General features: G+C 60.3%; 19 protein-coding genes. 10 read left to right on the top strand and 9 right to left on the bottom strand.

What is annotated here, in order from left to right:
- Positions 1-69: 69 nt before the first annotated feature.
- Positions 70-966, bottom strand: coding sequence for a LysR substrate-binding domain-containing protein (locus ABX75_RS04675; RefSeq protein WP_047881541.1), 897 nt, complete (start codon positions 964-966; stop codon positions 70-72).
- Between the two features lie 108 nt (positions 967-1074).
- Between ABX75_RS04675 and ABX75_RS04670 the strand changes: the two genes are divergently transcribed.
- The 8 genes from ABX75_RS04670 to rpoS all read left to right on the top strand — a co-directional run bounded on the left by ABX75_RS04670 (position 1075) and on the right by rpoS (position 8191).
- A complete protein-coding gene (locus ABX75_RS04670; RefSeq protein ID WP_034112177.1) occupies positions 1075-2187 on the top strand; it encodes an S-(hydroxymethyl)glutathione dehydrogenase/class III alcohol dehydrogenase in 1113 nt (370 codons plus the stop codon).
- 8 nt (positions 2188-2195) lie between these two features.
- Positions 2196-3041 (top strand): S-formylglutathione hydrolase, encoded by an 846-nt coding sequence (gene fghA, locus ABX75_RS04665; protein WP_034096260.1) that lies wholly within the window; start codon positions 2196-2198, stop codon positions 3039-3041.
- Positions 3042-3095: 54 nt separating this feature from the next.
- Complete coding sequence (gene ispF / locus ABX75_RS04660) at positions 3096-3569, top strand: 2-C-methyl-D-erythritol 2,4-cyclodiphosphate synthase (protein ID WP_012722614.1); 474 nt, start codon at positions 3096-3098, stop codon at positions 3567-3569.
- Positions 3566-4624, top strand: a complete 1059-nt coding sequence (truD, locus tag ABX75_RS04655; RefSeq protein WP_040267493.1) for a tRNA pseudouridine(13) synthase TruD — start codon at positions 3566-3568, stop codon at positions 4622-4624. Before ispF ends, truD begins: the two co-directional genes overlap by 4 nt.
- Positions 4612-5361 (top strand): 5'/3'-nucleotidase SurE, encoded by a 750-nt coding sequence (surE, locus tag ABX75_RS04650; protein WP_047881540.1) that lies wholly within the window; start codon positions 4612-4614, stop codon positions 5359-5361. Before truD ends, surE begins: the two co-directional genes overlap by 13 nt.
- A 41-nt stretch (positions 5362-5402) precedes the next feature.
- Positions 5403-6038: a protein-L-isoaspartate(D-aspartate) O-methyltransferase gene (locus tag ABX75_RS04645; protein WP_169867554.1), complete on the top strand. Its 636-nt coding sequence runs from the start codon at positions 5403-5405 to the stop codon at positions 6036-6038.
- A 207-nt stretch (positions 6039-6245) separates the two neighbouring features.
- A complete protein-coding gene (locus ABX75_RS04640; RefSeq protein ID WP_040267494.1) occupies positions 6246-7082 on the top strand; it encodes a peptidoglycan DD-metalloendopeptidase family protein in 837 nt (278 codons plus the stop codon).
- Positions 7083-7186: 104 nt separating this feature from the next.
- Positions 7187-8191 (top strand): RNA polymerase sigma factor RpoS, encoded by a 1005-nt coding sequence (gene rpoS, locus ABX75_RS04635; RefSeq protein WP_034096265.1) that lies wholly within the window; start codon positions 7187-7189, stop codon positions 8189-8191.
- Positions 8192-8399: 208 nt separating this feature from the next.
- Here the strand turns inward: rpoS and ABX75_RS04630 are convergent, their stop codons facing one another.
- Positions 8400-8609: a cold-shock protein gene (locus ABX75_RS04630; RefSeq protein WP_002554837.1), complete on the bottom strand. Its 210-nt coding sequence runs from the start codon at positions 8607-8609 to the stop codon at positions 8400-8402.
- 389 nt (positions 8610-8998) lie between these two features.
- On the opposite strand from ABX75_RS04630, the gene dcd reads away from it, so the two are divergent.
- Together dcd and ABX75_RS04620 are read left to right on the top strand one after the other, a co-directional pair.
- Entirely contained in the window at positions 8999-9565 is a 567-nt protein-coding gene (gene dcd, locus ABX75_RS04625) for a dCTP deaminase (protein ID WP_034096266.1), read from the top strand.
- A 107-nt stretch (positions 9566-9672) separates the two neighbouring features.
- Entirely contained in the window at positions 9673-9870 is a 198-nt protein-coding gene (locus tag ABX75_RS04620; protein WP_034096267.1) for a hypothetical protein, read from the top strand.
- Between the two features lie 21 nt (positions 9871-9891).
- Here ABX75_RS04620 and pdeM read toward each other — a convergent pair whose 3' ends face one another.
- Genes pdeM through ABX75_RS04585 form a run of 7 tightly spaced genes read right to left on the bottom strand, consistent with a single transcriptional unit; the run spans position 9892 to position 17259 of the window.
- Complete coding sequence (pdeM, locus tag ABX75_RS04615) at positions 9892-10542, bottom strand: ligase-associated DNA damage response endonuclease PdeM (RefSeq protein WP_047881539.1); 651 nt, start codon at positions 10540-10542, stop codon at positions 9892-9894.
- The gene (locus tag ABX75_RS04610) at positions 10542-13022 is read right to left on the bottom strand and encodes a ligase-associated DNA damage response DEXH box helicase (protein ID WP_047881538.1); all 2481 of its coding nucleotides are present in this window, start codon (positions 13020-13022) and stop codon (positions 10542-10544) included. Before ABX75_RS04610 ends, pdeM begins: the two co-directional genes overlap by 1 nt.
- Positions 13023-13079: 57 nt before the next feature.
- Positions 13080-13844, bottom strand: a complete 765-nt coding sequence (locus tag ABX75_RS04605) for an ABC transporter ATP-binding protein (RefSeq protein WP_047881537.1) — start codon at positions 13842-13844, stop codon at positions 13080-13082.
- A gap of 13 nt (positions 13845-13857) precedes the next feature.
- On the bottom strand, positions 13858-14976 hold the full coding sequence (locus ABX75_RS04600; RefSeq protein ID WP_034096270.1) for a succinylglutamate desuccinylase/aspartoacylase family protein: 1119 nt from the start codon (positions 14974-14976) through the stop codon (positions 13858-13860).
- A 9-nt stretch (positions 14977-14985) separates the two neighbouring features.
- Positions 14986-15696, bottom strand: a complete 711-nt coding sequence (locus tag ABX75_RS04595) for an ABC transporter permease (RefSeq protein ID WP_034096271.1) — start codon at positions 15694-15696, stop codon at positions 14986-14988.
- Positions 15693-16421: an ABC transporter permease gene (locus tag ABX75_RS04590; protein ID WP_047881536.1), complete on the bottom strand. Its 729-nt coding sequence runs from the start codon at positions 16419-16421 to the stop codon at positions 15693-15695. Before ABX75_RS04590 ends, ABX75_RS04595 begins: the two co-directional genes overlap by 4 nt.
- Positions 16422-16479: 58 nt before the next feature.
- Positions 16480-17259 (bottom strand): transporter substrate-binding domain-containing protein, encoded by a 780-nt coding sequence (locus ABX75_RS04585; RefSeq protein WP_047881535.1) that lies wholly within the window; start codon positions 17257-17259, stop codon positions 16480-16482.
- Positions 17260-17310: the final 51 nt, after the last annotated feature.

The following is a 17310-nucleotide window of genomic DNA, read 5'->3' as shown; positions in this document are numbered from 1 at the left end:
CCCCATGCCGCTCAGTCAACTGTGTGAGCCGGGCTTGCCCGCGATGAGCCCCATCTAGACATCCAATACTCAACCGCTGTACTCCGGCCGCTCGGCCAAGCCCTCCTTCAAGAAATCCACCAACTTCCTGACCTTTGGCGATAAATGTCGTTGCTGCGGATACAGCGCCCACACCGCCGTATTCGGTGGTTGATGGGCCTCCAACAGCGACACCAGTGCGCCCGTGTGCAGGTGCTCCAGCACGTAATAGTCCGGCAGCTGGCACAAACCCACACCTTGCAGCGCCGCATCCAACACGGCTTGCCCACTGTTGCAGCGCCAGTTTCCCTGCACGCGCTGAGCAAATTCGCGTCCGTCCTGGGCCAATTGCCAAATGTCCGAACTGCCGATCAGACAATTGTGCCGAGTCAATTCCGACAAGCTATGTGGCCGACCATACCGTGCCAGGTAGGACGGTGAAGCGCACAGGTACATGCGTCGCGGCGCGAGGCGGCTGGCGACCATACGCGAGTCTTGCAGGCGGCCCAGGCGAATCGCCAGGTCGAGGCCTTCGTGCACCAGGTCCAGCTGACGGTTGCTCAGTTCGATATCCACTCGCAGCTGTGGATACAGGCGCATAAATCGGGTCACCAGCGGCACGATAAAGCGCTCGCCGTAAGCCACGGCACAGGTCATGCGCAACATGCCCTTGGGTTCGCTGGTCAGGTCGCCCACGGCACGCAAGGCTTCTTCGCGGCCATCCTGCAGGCGTTGGCAATGCTGCAAAAAGGTCTGGCCGGCCTCGGTCAAGGTGACCTTGCGGGTACTGCGATAAAGCAGCCGTGTTTGCAGTCGGTCTTCCAGGCGCGCGACTTGCCGGCTGATATGGGATGACGAAACCCCAAGACGCTCAGCGGCGGCGGTGAACTGGCTGCACTCGGCGACTGCGACGAACTCGTCGATGCCTTCCCAGCGGTTTTCCTGCATAGTGATTATCCCTGTGCAGCAATAAAGTTTTGCTTTTGACTGGATTATTAATCATTCGGCCATGTTTTACACTCTCAGCCTCAGTTGTTAACCCATGGAGAAACCCGGATGATCAAGTCTCGCGCCGCCGTAGCCTTCGAAGCCAAGAAGCCCCTCGAAATCGTAGAAGTGGATGTCGCCATGCCCAAGGCCGGCGAAGTGCTGTTGCGGGTGGTTGCCTCCGGCGTGTGCCATACCGACGCCTACACCCTCTCGGGCGCCGATCCGGAAGGCATCTTCCCGTCGATTCTCGGCCACGAAGGCGGCGCAGTGGTCGAAGCCATCGGTGAGGGCGTGACTTCCGTTGCGGTCGGCGACCATGTGATCCCGCTGTACACCCCGGAATGTGGCCAGTGCAAATTCTGCCGCTCGGGTAAAACCAACCTGTGTCAGGCCATTCGCTCCACCCAGGGCAAAGGCTTGATGCCCGATGGCACAACGCGCTTTTCCTACAAAGGTCAGCCAATTTTCCATTACATGGGTACCTCGACGTTCTCCGAGTACACCGTGCTGCCGGAAATTTCCGTGGCCAAGATTCCCAAAGAAGCACCGTTGGAGAAGGTTTGCCTGCTCGGTTGCGGCGTGACCACCGGTATCGGTGCGGTGATCAACACCGCCAAGGTCAAGCCGGGTGACACTGTCGCCATCTTCGGCCTGGGCGGTATTGGTCTGTCGGCGGTGATCGGTGCGGTCAAGGCCAAGGCCGGACGTATCATCGCCATCGACATCAACCCGGCCAAGTTCGAAATCGCCAAGCAACTGGGCGCCACCGACTGCATCAACCCGAAAGACTACGATCGCCCGATTCAAGACGTGATCGTCGACCTGACCGATGGCGGCGTGGACTTTTCCTTCGAGTGCATCGGCAACGTGCAGCTGATGCGCGCGGCCCTTGAGTGCTGCCACAAAGGCTGGGGCGAGTCGGTGATCATCGGCGTTGCCGGTGCCGGCCAGGAAATTTCCACCCGTCCGTTCCAACTGGTCACCGGTCGCGTCTGGCGCGGTTCGGCGTTCGGCGGCGTACGCGGTCGCAGCGAATTGCCAAGCTACGTGGAGATGGCCCAGACCGGCGAAATCCCGCTGGATACGTTCATCACCCACACCATGGGCCTGGAAGACATCAACAAGGCGTTTGACCTGATGCATGAAGGCAAGAGCATTCGTACCGTCATTCACTTTTGAGGTCGGCCATGAGTCTGGAGAACCTGTCGTGCCAGAAAAGCTTCGGCGGCTGGCATAAACGCTATAAACATCATTCCGATGTGCTCGGTTGCGACATGACCTTCGCAGTCTACCTGCCGCCGCAAGCCGAGCAGGGCGGCAAGCTGCCGGTGCTGTACTGGCTGTCCGGCCTGACCTGCACCGATGAGAATTTCATGCAAAAGGCCGGCGCCCAGCGCATGGCCGCCGAACTTGGTTTGATCATCGTGGCCCCGGACACCAGCCCTCGCGGGCCCGGTGTGCCGGGTGACCCGGACAACGCCTGGGACTTCGGCCTTGGCGCCGGGTTCTACCTGAACGCCACCCAAGAACCTTGGGCCAAGCATTATCGGATGCATGACTATGTTGTGCAGGAATTGCCGGCATTGGTGGAGGCGCATTTCCCTGCGTCCGATAAGCGCGGCATCAGCGGCCACTCCATGGGCGGGCATGGCGCTTTGGTGTGTGCGTTGCGCAACCCGGGGCGTTACCTGTCGGTGTCGGCATTTTCGCCGATCAGCAACCCCATGGACTGCCCATGGGGCCAGAAAGCGTTCTCCCGTTACCTGGGTGAAGAACGTTCAAAGTGGCGCGAGTGGGATGCCTGCGTACTGATCAGTGAAGCCTCGCACAAGCTCCCGCTGCTGGTGGATCAGGGCGATCGCGACGATTTCCTTGCCGTGCAGCTCAAGCCCGAAGCCCTGCAGCAGGCAGCGAAAGCGGCCAACCATCCGCTGGAACTGCGGCTGCAACCTGGCTACGACCATAGCTACTTCTTTATCGCCAGCTTCATCGAAGATCATTTGCGACACCATGGTCGTGCTTTGCTCGGTTAATGTGAGGCAAAAGTAGGTAGAATCACGCCCTGAATTAAATCGGGGCGTTTTTTTATGCGTATTGGCCACGGCTACGATGTGCACCGTTTCGCTGAGGGCGATTTCATCACCTTGGGCGGCGTGCGCATTGCACACCACCATGGGTTGCTGGCTCATTCCGACGGCGACGTTGTGCTGCATGCTTTGAGCGATGCGTTGCTCGGCGCGGCGGCATTGGGTGATATCGGCAAGCATTTTCCAGACACCGACCCCACCTTCAAAGGTGCCGACAGCCGGGTGCTGCTGCGCCATGTGGTCGGCCTGATCCATGCAAAAGGCTGGAAGGTCGGTAATGTCGACAACACTATCGTGGCCCAGGCACCGAAAATGGCACCCCATATCGAATCCATGCGCGCGCTGATTGCCGCGGACCTGCAAATTGAATTGGATCAAGTCAACGTGAAAGCCACCACCACCGAAAAGCTCGGGTTTACCGGTCGTGAAGAGGGCATTGCGGTGCACTCCGTCGCCTTGTTGCTGCGCGCATGAGTGATCTGCAACTGCTGGGCCCGCGGGCCTATGGCGAGGCATTGGGCAGTGCTGTACTGAAAGCCACGGCCGAAGATTTCCAAGTGGACGAAGTGCTCGATATCCCGCTGACCGGCGAGGGTGAGCATCTGTGGCTGTGGGTGGAAAAGCGCGGCTTGAACACCGAAGAGGCAGCGCGGCGTATCGCCAAGGCCGCTAGCGTACCGTTGCGCACCGTCAGTTATGCCGGGCTCAAGGATCGCCAGGCACTGACCCGTCAGTGGTTTAGCGTGCAATTGCCCGGCAAGGCCGACCCGGACATGAGCGCCGCTGAAAACGACAGCCTCACTATCCTCAAAACCGCTCGGCATAAACGCAAGTTGCAGCGCGGCGCACATTCGGCCAACGGTTTCACCTTGCGCCTGACCCAATTGGTGGCCGATACCGCCGCGATCGACGCGCGCTTGCAACTGATTGCCCAGCATGGCATTCCCAATTATTTCGGCGCCCAGCGCTTTGGGCATAACGGTGGCAACGTCGTTGACGCGCGCGACTGGGCAGCGCGCAAAGCCTTGCCCGAGCAACGCAATGTGCGCTCGCGGCTGCTGTCCACCGCGCGCAGTTTTCTATTCAACAAAGTCCTGGCGGCGCGCGTGGCCGATGGCTCCTGGCAGCGCGCCCAGGTGGGCGACTTGCTGGCGTTTACCGACAGCCGCAGTTTTTTCCCGGCGGGCGAGGCCGAGTGCAACGACCCGCGCCTGGCGATCCTGGACTTGCACCCCACAGGGCCGCAATGGGGCGAAGGCAATTCGCCTGCCGCCGGCGCCACCTTCGAGCTGGAACAGGCGGTTGCCGCCAGCGAAGCCGACCTGCGTGATTGGCTGGTGAAGGCGGGCATGAGCCAGGAACGTCGTATTCTTCGACTGCCCATTGGCGGGTTGACGTGGCATTATCCCGGGCCTGACATTCTGCAATTGGAATTCGTCCTGCCGGCCGGATGCTTCGCCACTGTCTTGGTGCGCGAGCTTGTTGATCTGGTGCCGGTGGGGCAGACGGACAGCCCATGCGTATTCTGATATCAAACGATGACGGTGCCACCGCACCCGGCCTTGCCGCGCTCCATGCCGCGCTGCAGGATTATGCCGAGTGCATAGTGGTTGCCCCCGACCAGGACAAGAGCGGCGCCAGCAGTTCGCTGACGCTTGACCGTCCGCTGCATCCGCACGTTCTGCCCAATGGCTTTATCAGTGTGAACGGCACCCCCACCGACTGTGTACACCTGGCGATCAACAGCCTGTTGGAGCAGGAGCCGGACCTGGTGGTGTCGGGTATCAACCTCGGCGCCAACCTGGGCGATGATGTGTTGTATTCGGGCACCGTGGCCGCCGCCCTTGAAGGGCGCTTCCTGGGGCGCACCTCGTTAGCCTTCTCTTTTGCCTCGCGCCAGCTCGACAACCTGCCGACCGCTGCCCATTTCGCACGTTTGCTGGTCGAGGCCCACGGTTCCCTGGACCTGCCGCCGCGTACGGTACTGAACGTCAATGTCCCCAACTTGCCCCTCGACCATATTCGCGGTATCCAGCTCACGCGTCTGGGCCATCGCGCCCGCGCGGCGGCGCCGATGAAGGTGGTCGACCCGCGTGGCAAGGAGGGTTACTGGATCGCGGCCGCCGGTGACGCTGAAGATGGCGGCCCCGGCACCGACTTTCACGCGGTGATGCAAGGTTATGTGTCGATTACTCCGTTGCAACTCGATCGCACCTTCAGTGATGCCTTCGGTAGTCTCGATGGCTGGCTGGAGGGGCTGCGCTGATGGCTCGTGAACAAGACGATCTGCTGCGTCGCGGCATTGGGATGACCTCCCAGCGTACTCGCGAGCGCTTGATCCAGCGCCTGTACGAAGAGGGGCTTTCCAACGCCCAGGTGTTGGAAGTGATCCGGCGCACGCCGCGGCATCTGTTTGTCGATGAGGCCCTGGCCCATCGCGCCTATGAAGACACCGCGCTGCCCATCGGGCATAACCAGACGATTTCCCAGCCGTACATGGTTGCGCGTATGAGCGAGTTGCTGCTGGCGGCGGGGCCGCTGGACAAGGTGCTGGAGATCGGTACCGGTTCCGGCTACCAGACAGCCGTGCTGTCGCAGCTGGTGGAGCGGGTGTTTTCGGTGGAGCGTATCAAAGTGTTGCAGGACCGCGCCAAGGAACGCCTGGTGGAGTTAAACCTGCGCAACGTGGTGTTCCGCTGGGGAGATGGTTGGGAAGGCTGGCCGGCGCTGGCACCCTATAACGGCATTATCGTTACCGCAGTGGCCACCGATGTACCGCAGGCGTTGCTCGACCAACTGGCACCGGGCGGGCGCCTGGTCATTCCGGTCGGTTCCGGTGAAGTGCAGCAGCTGATGCTGATTGTTCGTGAGGACGAAGGCTTTTCACGACATGTACTGGGTGCCGTGCGCTTTGTGCCCCTGCTCAATGGCCCGCTGGCCTGATCAATTTGCGCGGCCAGTGAATTCTGTTGATGCGGATGTGTCTTACGGCGGGGTCTATCAAGTCAACATGCTGGGCGGCTACATTCCACGCGCTTGCACATCGGTTTCGCGCGGGTGCCAGTAAAACTTCAGTGCCCAGTTATACTTGCGTCATCTTTCAAGCCTGCTATGGGCGTTCATATTCAGTCACCACAAAGGGAGCGGCGGGTGAGTCTCACAGGTCTTGCGCAGCGTATGAGTAAAACAAGTTTTCAGCGACTGGTGCTTGGCCTTGTGTTCAGTTCCGTGTTGGTCGGCTGTTCAAGCTCGCCAAGCAGTGGCGCACGGGTCGTTGATCGTAATAATTCCGCCCCGCAGAAGCCCACGGTCACCACCGGGCAGTATGTGGTGCGTAAGGGCGACACGTTATTCTCGATCGCCTTCCGTTATGGCTGGGATTACAAGGCTCTCGCAGCTCGAAACAATATTCCTGTGCCCTATACGATCCATCCGGGTCAAACGATTCGCTTCGATGGACGCACCGGCTCGGCCCCTACGGCGGTTGTGACAAGCACCGCATCCTCACCTTCGTCCTCCAGTAAAACCACCGTCATTACGCGGCCTGCCGGTACTGCGGCCTCGACCTCCGCCAGCAAACCAGCACCGGCGCCGCAACCTCCTGCAGGTCCTGCACCTACCGGGTGGGGATGGCCCTCAAATGGAGTGCTGATTGGAAAATTCTCTTCAAACGGTAGTTTGAATAAAGGCATTGATATCGCCGGGGATTTGGGACAGCCTGTTTTAGCTGCGTCTGATGGGACAGTGGTGTACGCCGGGAGTGGTCTAAGGGGTTACGGCGAACTGGTCATCATCAAACACAGCGATACCTACGTCAGTGCTTACGGTCATAACCGCAGGCTGTTGGTTCGGGAGGGGCAGCAGGTCAAAGTCGGACAGACAATTGCCGAAATGGGGTCAACTGGTACGGACCGGGTGAAACTGCACTTTGAGATTCGCCGTCAAGGGAAGCCTGTAGATCCACTGCAATTCCTACCCCGTCGTTGATGTGTTGCCAGCCTGTTCCTCGCGTAGAAGGAACAGGCTCCAGCGTTGCCAAGGATAAAGGCGTCGCTTGAGCTTGAGGTCGAACTCACCAAAGGACTATAACAATGGCTCTCAGTAAAGAAGCGCCGGAGTTTGACATCGACGATGAGGTTCTCCTTATGGAGAGCGGCATCGCTATGGAATCGATGTCGAATGAGGGACCTGCTACACCTTCAGTTCGAACCAAATCCAAGAACTCCTCCGCGTTAAAGCAACACAAATACATTGATTACACGCGGGCGCTCGACGCGACCCAGCTGTATCTTAATGAGATCGGTTTTTCCCCTTTGCTGACCCCCGAGGAAGAAGTCCACTTTGCGCGCTTGTCGCAAAAGGGCGATCCGGCTGGGCGCAAGCGCATGATTGAAAGCAACCTGCGCCTGGTGGTGAAAATCGCCCGACGCTATGTCAATCGTGGGTTGTCGCTGCTGGACCTGATTGAGGAGGGCAATCTGGGCCTGATCAGGGCAGTTGAGAAATTCGATCCCGAGCGGGGCTTTCGTTTTTCTACCTATGCCACTTGGTGGATTCGCCAGACCATCGAGCGGGCGATCATGAATCAGACCCGGACGATTCGCTTGCCGATCCATGTGGTCAAGGAACTCAATGTCTACCTGCGGGCCGCCCGTGAGCTGACGCAGAAGCTCGATCACGAACCGTCACCTGAAGAGATCGCCAACCTGCTGGAGAAGCCGGTAGGGGAGGTCAAGCGCATGCTTGGTCTCAATGAGCGGGTGTCTTCGGTCGATGTGTCGCTGGGGCCGGATTCGGATAAAACCCTGCTGGACACTTTGACGGATGATCGCCCGACGGATCCTTGTGAGCTGTTGCAGGATGATGATTTGTCTCAAAGCATCGACCAGTGGCTGTCTGAACTCACGGACAAGCAGCGTGAGGTGGTGATTCGCCGCTTCGGCCTGCGCGGTCATGAGAGCAGCACCCTGGAGGATGTGGGCCTGGAGATTGGGCTGACCCGTGAGCGGGTGCGTCAGATCCAGGTGGAAGGGCTCAAGCGCTTGCGTGAGATCCTGGAGAAGAATGGCCTGTCGAGCGAGTCGTTGTTTCAATAGCGGCGCAGTTTGAATGCCTGAATGGGGGAGGGGGCTTGCCCCCGATAGCGGTGTATCAGTCAAAGCAAGTGCCGACTGCTAAGCCGTCATCGGGGGCAAGCCCCCTCCCACATTTTTTATCAGGCACCAGTGGCTGCGAATACCAAATCCCGGGCATAAAAAAACCCCGCTTTTAAGGGCGGGGTTTTTTCGACTAAGTCAGTACAAGTTAGATAACTTGAACTTCTTCAGCTTGCATGCCTTTCTGACCGCGGGTAGCGATGAAAGAAACCTGTTGGCCTTCTTTCAGGCTTTTGAAGCCGTCGGATTGGATAGCTTTGAAGTGAACGAACAGGTCGTCACCGGATTGTGGAGTGATGAAGCCGAAGCCTTTTTCATCGTTGAACCACTTAACGGTACCAGTTTGGCGATTAGACATGGTGTATCTCCTTGGACAAAGTTAACTGCGACTCAGGAAAAGCCCTGGCCGAGACTGAGTGCAAAGAGCAGGAAAAATTCTTGGAGATGGTTGGATCGAAATTCAACATATCGTGTAGAGATTCTCAGTGACACAAGCAGCACAGTGGCGCCACCTTAACCCTTTTTCCGGAACGTGCCAATGATATTTCCGAAGGTTTCTCCAATTTCGTGACTGGCGGTGATATTTCCAGTCACCCGACCCAGTAGCGTGGGGCCCAGCCCCGCTGGCTGGAGCGTATGAAGAGGCCCGCTTTCGTCAAGAAAACCCCCACGCCCTTTGAACCCCAACGCCGGCACCGGTAAGATGCCCCACAGAATTTTTCCACCTCGCTATTCAGGACACCCGCCATGAGCATCAAATCGGACAAGTGGATTCGCCGCATGGCGCAAGAGCACGGCATGATCGAACCCTTCGTCGAGCGCCAGATGCGTGGCGAAGGCGCCGAACGCCTGATCTCCTATGGTGTTTCCAGCTATGGCTACGACGTGCGTTGCGCCGATGAATTCAAGGTGTTCACCAACATCAATTCGGCAACCGTCGATCCGAAAAACTTCGATGAAAAGAGCTTCGTCGATATCAAGAGCGACGTGTGCATCATTCCGCCGAACTCTTTCGCCCTGGCGCGCACCGTGGAGTTTTTCCGTATCCCTCGCGACGTGCTGACCATCTGCCTTGGTAAAAGTACCTACGCGCGCTGCGGCATCATCGTCAACGTGACCCCGCTTGAGCCTGAGTGGGAAGGCCACGTGACCCTGGAGTTCTCCAACACCACCACATTGCCGGCAAAAATCTACGCCAACGAAGGCGTGGCACAGATGCTGTTCCTGCAATCCGACGAGGCCTGTGAAGTGTCCTACAAGGACCGTGGCGGCAAGTATCAGGGTCAGCTTGGCGTCACCTTGCCGCGCGCTTGATCGAAAGCTCCTACACGTAAAGGGAATTAGTCTGAAGAAAGTGACTCTATTGGGTGTACTGCCCCGACACGTGTGAAGTGTGTCGGGCCACGCTTGAGGAGTACTTTATGAAGATCGACCCCCGAATCAGCGCAGAACTCGCACGGCTGGAACCCAATCAAATTGGCGTTCTGGCCTGGTCCCTGATGGCAGATCCTGCCTATGCGGGCGGCATCCCCGGCCAACCTGAACCGGATTACCAACAGCCCACCGAGCCCGGTGAGCCTACACTTCCGGACGAGCCACCACCCGCGCCCGTTGCCTGAGGCCTTAAGGGTTGGCCTGCATCATCTGACAGACCATACCTCCTGATCGCCAATCACCAGAATCCGGTAGTTGGCGTCCGGTTCCACCCCGTAGCCTCCTGTAAACGCCCCGAACGCGGGTAGCAGGCTGACCCGCGGCCCGAGCTGAAAGCAGGGCAAGCGCAGACTCTGGCGCCCCCTGCCGCGCAAGCGATATACCGGATGCACATGACCTGCCAGTACGTGGTGGCTGGGATGAGCGTCCGGTTCGTGTTGCAAGGCAAACGGTCCCATCAGCAACGGTTCTGCTACCACCTCGATGCCGAGGTCGGCCGGCGGATCACCCGCACGCTTATCGTGATTGCCGCGAATCAACGTCATGGGCAGCTCGCGATGCTGGGCGCGCCATGCTCGCAGGGCGCTCAGCGTGCCGCTGGCATGGGAGCCGGGGCCGTGCAGGAAGTCGCCGAGGAAGATCACCTGCGCGCAGTCGAATGCTTGTAGCAGTCGGTCCAGTCGCGCCAGGTTGTCGGTGGTGGTGCCTTGGGGCACCGGTTGCCCCAGGCTGCGATAGGCCGACGCTTTGCCAAAATGCGCGTCGGCGATCAGCAGGCAATTGCGCGCTGGCCAGTAGATAGCTTTCTCCGCCAGCAGCCATAACGTTTCGCCTTCAAGCTGCACTTCGCAATACATCAAGTTTTCCCGTTATCCGCGACTTTTTCCAAATCCTTGACCATCCGCGCGATGCGCTCCGAGAGTTTTTCCGAACTCATGCTTTCGCGCATCCGCTCCACCAGTAGCGGAAAAGCCAGGGGCGTGGGCCGTTCGATTACGTGCAGGTCCAGTGTCAGGGTGGAAAGATGTCTCAACGCCGCTTCCAGGCGGCGGATGTCCAACTCGTCTCGCAATACTTCTTCGCCAGCCTGGGCCAGCAATAGGTTGTGCGGGTCATACTGCTTGAACACTTCAAAGAACAAGCCGCTGGAAGCCTGCACCTGCCGGGTGCTTTTCGGCGCGCCGGGGTAGCCGGCGAACACCAGCCCGGCGATACGGGCGATCTCGCGGAAGCGGCGCAGGGCCAGTTCACCGGCGTTCAAGCTGGCCGCCACATCCTCCAGCAGGTTATCCGGGCTCAGCAGCTCAGAATTCAACAGTGCCGGCCAATCCACGGGTGTAGCGCTGAGCAGTTCCAAGCCATAGTCGTTGACCGCAATGGAGAAGGTGACGGGTTGCCCCTGGCTGACGCGCCAAGCCAGCAAACTGGCCAGGCCGAGATGCACTTGGCGCCCCGCGAACGGGTAGAGGAACAGGTGCCAACCCTCCCGTGACTTCAGCGCTTCGGCCAACAAATGCTCGCGTGTCGGCAGGCCCGACCAGCGCAACTGGGTCTGTAGCAACGGCTGCACGGCGCGCATTTCCGGGCCGTCGAAGTGGCCATGGGCGGCAGCATCGAAACGTTCCACCACGGCCTGGGCCAGTTCGTTGGAAAGCGGCATGCGCCCGCCATTCCAGCGCGGTACGGCGGCTTTTTTGGCGTTGCTGCGGCGTACATAGGCAGTCATGTTTTCCACCCGCACCAGCTCTAGCAAACGCCCGGCAAACAAGAAGCCATCCCCAGGTTTGAGCCGGGCGATAAAGCCTTCCTCGACGCTGCCCAGGTTCTTGCCGCCGCCGCCCTTGCTCCAGAATTTCAGCTGAATGCTTGCATCGCTGACGATGGTGCCCACGCTCATGCGATGGCGCCTGGCCAAGCGTGCATCCGGTACACGCCAGATGCCGTGTTCGTCGGGCTCCACGCGGCGGTAGTCCGGATAGGCCGTCAGCGATAAGCCGCCGTGGCGCACAAAACCCAGGGCCCAGGCCCAGTCGGCGTCAGTAAGGTCGCGATAGGCCCAGGCGCCGCGCACTTCCTCCAGCAACGACGCGGGCATAAAGCCACCGCCCAAAGCCATGCTTACCAGATGCTGTACGAGTACATCCAAGGGTCTGTAGGGCGATTCGCGGGCTTCGATGCGGCGCTCGGCGATCGCGTCCTGAGCCGCCGCCGCTTCAATCAGTTCAAGGCTGTGAGTTGGCACCAGCGTCACTCGGGACGGCCGCCCCGGGGCGTGGCCGGACCGCCCGGCACGCTGCATCAGGCGCGCCACGCCTTTGGCCGAGCCGATCTGCAACACCCTCTCGACCGGCAGAAAATCCACCCCCAGGTCCAGGCTGGAGGTGCACACCACCGCCTTGAGCTGCCCGTCTTTGAGCGCCCGTTCGACCCAATCACGGGTCTCGCGGGACAGCGAACCGTGGTGCAAAGCAATCAGCCCGGCCCAATCCGGCCGCGCATCGAGCAGGGCCTGGTACCAGATTTCCGACTGTGCACGGGTGTTGGTGAACACCAGGCAACTGCTGCTGGCGTCCACCTCGGCCACCACCTGCGGCAGCATTTTCAATCCGATATGCCCGGCCCAGGGAAAGCGTTCGGACACCGGCGGCAGCAACGTGTCGACGTGCAGCGCCTTGGCCGTTTGCCCCCGCACATTGATCCCGCCGCCTTGTGGCACCAGTACTTCCAAGGCGTGGGATTGATTACCCAGCGTCGCGGAAATCCCCCACACCATTAAGTCAGGATGCCAACGGCGCAAGCGTGCCAAGGCCAGTTGCAACTGCACCCCGCGTTTGTTACCGATCAGTTCGTGCCATTCATCCACTACCACCATGCGCACATGGGCCAGGCTGGCTTCGCTGTCGGCGCGGGCCAGCATCAGGGTCAGGCTTTCCGGGGTGGTGACCAGTGTGGTCGGCTGGCGACGGGTTTGTCGGGCGCGCTCAGCGCTACTGGTGTCGCCGGTGCGCAGGCCGACACTCCACGGGATTTGCAACGCTGCCAGCGGCGCTTCCAAGGCGCGCGCGGTGTCGGCGGCGAGGGCGCGCATCGGCGTAATCCACAACACCGTCAGCGGCTCGGCCGGTGGCTTACGTTTGCCGGTGGCCGGCGGGCGCGTAATGGCGAAGCGATTGAGCGCGGCAAACCACAGTGCGTAAGTCTTGCCGGCGCCGGTGCTGGCATGCAGCAAGCCGGAATTTCCCTCCTTGACCGCCGTCCACACGGCTTTTTGGAAGGCGAATGGCTTCCAGCCTTTGGCGGCGAACCATTGCCTGGCGAAGTCGTGGGGTTTTGCCATGCGGTGGCTGACGCTCTGGAGGGCTTATTCCACAGACCCTCCAGGCGTCACAAAGGTTTACTTCAAATTACCGCTCAAGAACTGTTGCAGACGCTCGCTCTTGGGGGTGCCCAGCACGTCTTCCGGCGCGCCTTGCTCCTCCACCAAGCCTTTGTGCAGAAACAGCACCTGGCTGGACACTTTGCGCGCGAAGCTCATTTCATGGGTGACCATGATCATGGTGCGGCCTTCCTCGGCCAGGCCCTGGATCACCTTCAGCACTTCGCCCACCAGTTCCGGGTCGAGGGCCGAGGTGGGTTCGTCGAACAGCATCACCTCCGGTTCCATCGCCAATGCGCGGGCGATGGCGACACGTTGTTGTTGACCGCCGGAAAGAAACGCCGGGTATTGATCGGCTACGCGGGCCGGCAGGCCGACTTTGTCCAGGTAGCGGCGGGCGCGGTCTTCGGCGTCTTTTTTGCTGCAACCCAGCACCCGGCGCGGGGCCATGGTGATGTTCTCCAGCACGCTCATGTGGCTCCACAGGTTGAAGTGCTGGAACACCATCGCCAGCCGGGTGCGCAAGCGTTGCAGTTCGGCGTCGTCGGCCACGCGCATGCCGTGGCGGTCGCTGACCATGCGGATCGGCTGGCCGTCGAGGGTCATGGCGCCGTCGTTGGGGGTTTCCAGAAAGTTGATGCAGCGCAGGAAGGTGCTCTTGCCCGAGCCGCTGGCGCCGATCAGGCTGATCACGTCACCGGTCTTGGCCTTGAGCGAGACACCTTTGAGCACCTCATTGTCGCCATAGCTTTTATGCAGGCCTTCAACGGTCAATTTGTACATGGGGCGTGCATCCTCAAGGCGAAAGTAGATAGCCGCTGCGGTAGGCCTCGGTGCCTGCGACATGGCCGATGACCATCCCGGCAGTGGCCATGCGGCGCAGCGAACGGGCGTAAAGCAGGCCAGCTTTGCGGCAGTGCACGGGCGTTACGCGGTCGGTAATGGGGTCGATGATTTCGGCCAGCAATTGCCCGGCTTCCAGATATTCGCCGGGCAGGGCGGCGAACACCAGCAAGCCGCCCACTGGCGTGGCTACCGGTTCTACGCCTGCCAGTGGCGTGGCCGGGTAAGGCAGGTCGGGCAACGGCGAGGCCTGGCCGTTGATGGCACCGAAGCGGATCAGGTAATCGATGATCGCCTGGGCGTCGAGGCTGGCCAGGCCGTGGTTGACGTCGCCCTGGCCGCGCAGTTCGACGGTCACCGCGATGCTGCCCATGGGGATCGGAAACCGCGCGCCGAAGCGCTGCTGCAACTGCCACCACACGAGGGTGAAGCATTCGTCGAACGACTGTCCGCCCGAATCCGTAGCCAGCAGGTTGGCTTCCGAGCCGAGGTAACGTGCCAACGCCTCCACCTGCGGCCAGGCTTGCGGCGTGGTGTACAGGTGCGCCACGGCTTCGAAGTCGCAGTGCAGGTCCAGCACCAGGTCGGCATCGCACGCCAGGCGTTGCAACACCAGGCGCTGGGATTGCAACTGGGTCGCGGCGCCCTGGCCGGCCAGGGCGGAGAGCAGCGCGGCACGGATCACTTGCACGTTGTGCTGCGGATCGTCGCCAAGCAAGGCTTCGACCTGATTGCCCACCTCATCACCGAGGTCGACAAACAGCCGATTGAAGTTCTGCCCGCTCTCCAGCTCGTAGCGGCCCAGCGGGGTGTCCATCAGCACCTGTTCCAGGCCCGCCGGGTTAGCGACCGGCACCAACACGATTTCGCTGCGCAGGCGCCCGGCGGCGGCCAGCTCGGCCAGGCGCGCCTTTAAATGCCAGGCCACCAGCATGCCCGGCAACTCGTCGGCATGCAGCGACGCTTGGACGTAGACTTTGCCTTCGGCGTGTTCCGGGCCGAAGTGAAAACTGTGAATCTGCCGCGCCGTGCCGGGCACCGGCGCGATCAGTTCGTGAATCCGATGACGCATGAAGGCTCCTTAGTGGCTGGGGCCGAGAAAGGCCAGCCAGCGCCGCTCCGCCAGGCGAAACAGACCGACCAGGGCAAAGGTCACGGTCAGGTAGATCAGCGCGGCGATGCCGAATGATTGAAACGTCATAAAGGTCGCCGAGTTGGCGTCCCGGGCCACTTTGAGGATGTCGGGAATCGTCGCAGTGAAAGCCACGGTGGTCGAGTGCAGCATCAGGATCACTTCGTTGCTGTAGTACGGCAGCGAACGACGCAGCGCCGACGGCATGATCACGTACGCGTAGAGCTTCCAACCGCTGAGCCCATAGGCCTTGGCCGCTTCGACCTCGCCGTGGGCCATGCTGCGGATCGCCCCAGCGAAAATCTCCGTGGTGTAGGCGCAAGTGTTGAGGGCGAAGGCCAGGATGGTGCAGTTCATCGCATCGCGGAAAAACGCATCCAACACTGGCTGCGCGCGGACTGCGGCAATGCTGTAGATGCCGGTGTAGCAGATCAGCAACTGGATATAAAGCGGCGTACCGCGAAACAGGTAGGTGTAGAACTGCACCGGCCAACGTACCAGCGGGTTGCGCGAGACGCGGGCGATGGACAGCGGGATCGACACCAGAAACCCAATCACCAGTGAAGCGCTGAGCAGCCACATGGTCATCGCCAGGCCGGTGATGTGCTGGCCGTCGCTGTACAGAAACGGGCGCCAGTATTCCTGCAAGAGTTCGATCATCGCACGGCCTCCCGGGCGCCAGCGGAGTAGCGGCGTTCAAGACGGCGCAGGACAAAGTTGGAGGCACTGGTGATCAGCAGGTAGATCAACGCGGCCAGTACCAGGAAGTAGAACAGTTGGTAGGTGCTCTTGCCGGCATCCTGTGCGGCCTTGACCAGGTCCGCCAGGCCGATGATCGACACCAGCGCGGTGGCCTTGAGCATCACCATCCAGTTATTGCCGATGCCCGGCAGGGCAAAGCGCATCATCTGCGGGAAGGTCACGTAGCGAAACCGCTGGCCGCGCTTGAGCCCGTAAGCGGTGGCGGCTTCCAGTTGGCCGCGGGGCACGGCGAGGATCGCGCCGCGGAAAGTCTCGGTGAAGTAAGCACCGTAGATAAAGCCCAGGGTAATCACCCCGGCGCTGAATGGGTCGATCTCGATGTATTCCCATTCCATAAAGTCGGTCAGGCCGGTGAGCCAGGTTTGCAGGCTATAGAAAATCAGCAGCATCAGCACCAGGTCGGGGACGCCGCGAATCAGGGTGGTATAGAGCTGCGCGGGGATGCGCAAAAAGGGCAGGCTGGACAGTTTGGCGCTGGCGCCGAGCAAACCCAGCAACACGCTGACGGCCAGGGACAGTACCGACAACTTGATGGTCATCCAGGTGCCTTGCAGCAACAGCGGGCAGAAACCCTTCAGGCTGAGTGCGCTCAGCCCGAGGGTTTGCAACAGTTCTTCGAACATAAATCGGGACCTATGGCGATAAAAAAGCGCCCCTGCAAACCCAGGGGCGCCCCAGGCATTATTTGCCGCTGTACAGGTTCAGATCGCCAAAGTGTTTCTTCTGGATGGTGGCGTAGGTGCCATCATCGTGTAACGCTTTGATACCTTTATCCAAAAGGGCCTTCAGCTCAGTGTTACCTTTTTTGATACCGATGGCGGTTTTGGACGGCAGCAGAGGGTCGTCGATAGCCGCGCTGACTTCATAGCCGGCGCCTGCTGGCGACTTCAAAAAGCCCAGTTCGGCTTGCAGCATGTCTTGCACCGAAGCGTCGAGGCGGCCGGAAGTCAGGTCGGCATACACTTGGTCCTGGTTAGCGTAGGCCTTGGTGGTCACACCGGCTTTATCCAGTACCGCCTTGGCGTAGGCTTCCTGAATGGTGCCTTGCTCATAGCCTACCGATTTGCCCTTGAGGGATTCCGGCGTCGAGTAGCCTGCGCCTTTCTTGAATACCAGTGAGGTCGGGCCGGAGAACAGTTCGCTGGAGAAGTCGATGGCTTTCTCACGCACCGGGGTCACGGTCATGGACGAAATCACGCCGTCGAACTTATTGGCTTTCAGACCCGGAATCATGCCGTCGAAATCACTTTCGACCCATTTGCACTTGACCTTCAGCTCGGCACAGATGGCATTGCCCAGGTCGATATCGAAGCCCACCAGGTTGCCGTCGGCTGCCTTGGATTCGAACGGTGCGTAGGACGGGTCGACACCAAAACGCAATTCCTTGTATTCCTTGGCCAACGCGGTACCGGCGGCCATGCACAGAGCCAGTGCAGAAAGGGTCAGCAATGCTTTTTTCATTATGTAATCCCTTGAAACCAAGATAAGCGCTTGTGGCGCGATTAGGACTGT

Origin of the sequence: Pseudomonas sp. ARP3 (assembly GCF_001029595.1) — a bacterium.
Classification (GTDB): domain Bacteria; phylum Pseudomonadota; class Gammaproteobacteria; order Pseudomonadales; family Pseudomonadaceae; genus Aquipseudomonas; species Aquipseudomonas rhodesiae.
The sequence above is the reverse complement of the archived record's forward strand: the minus strand, read 5'-3'. Positions and strand labels throughout refer to the sequence as shown.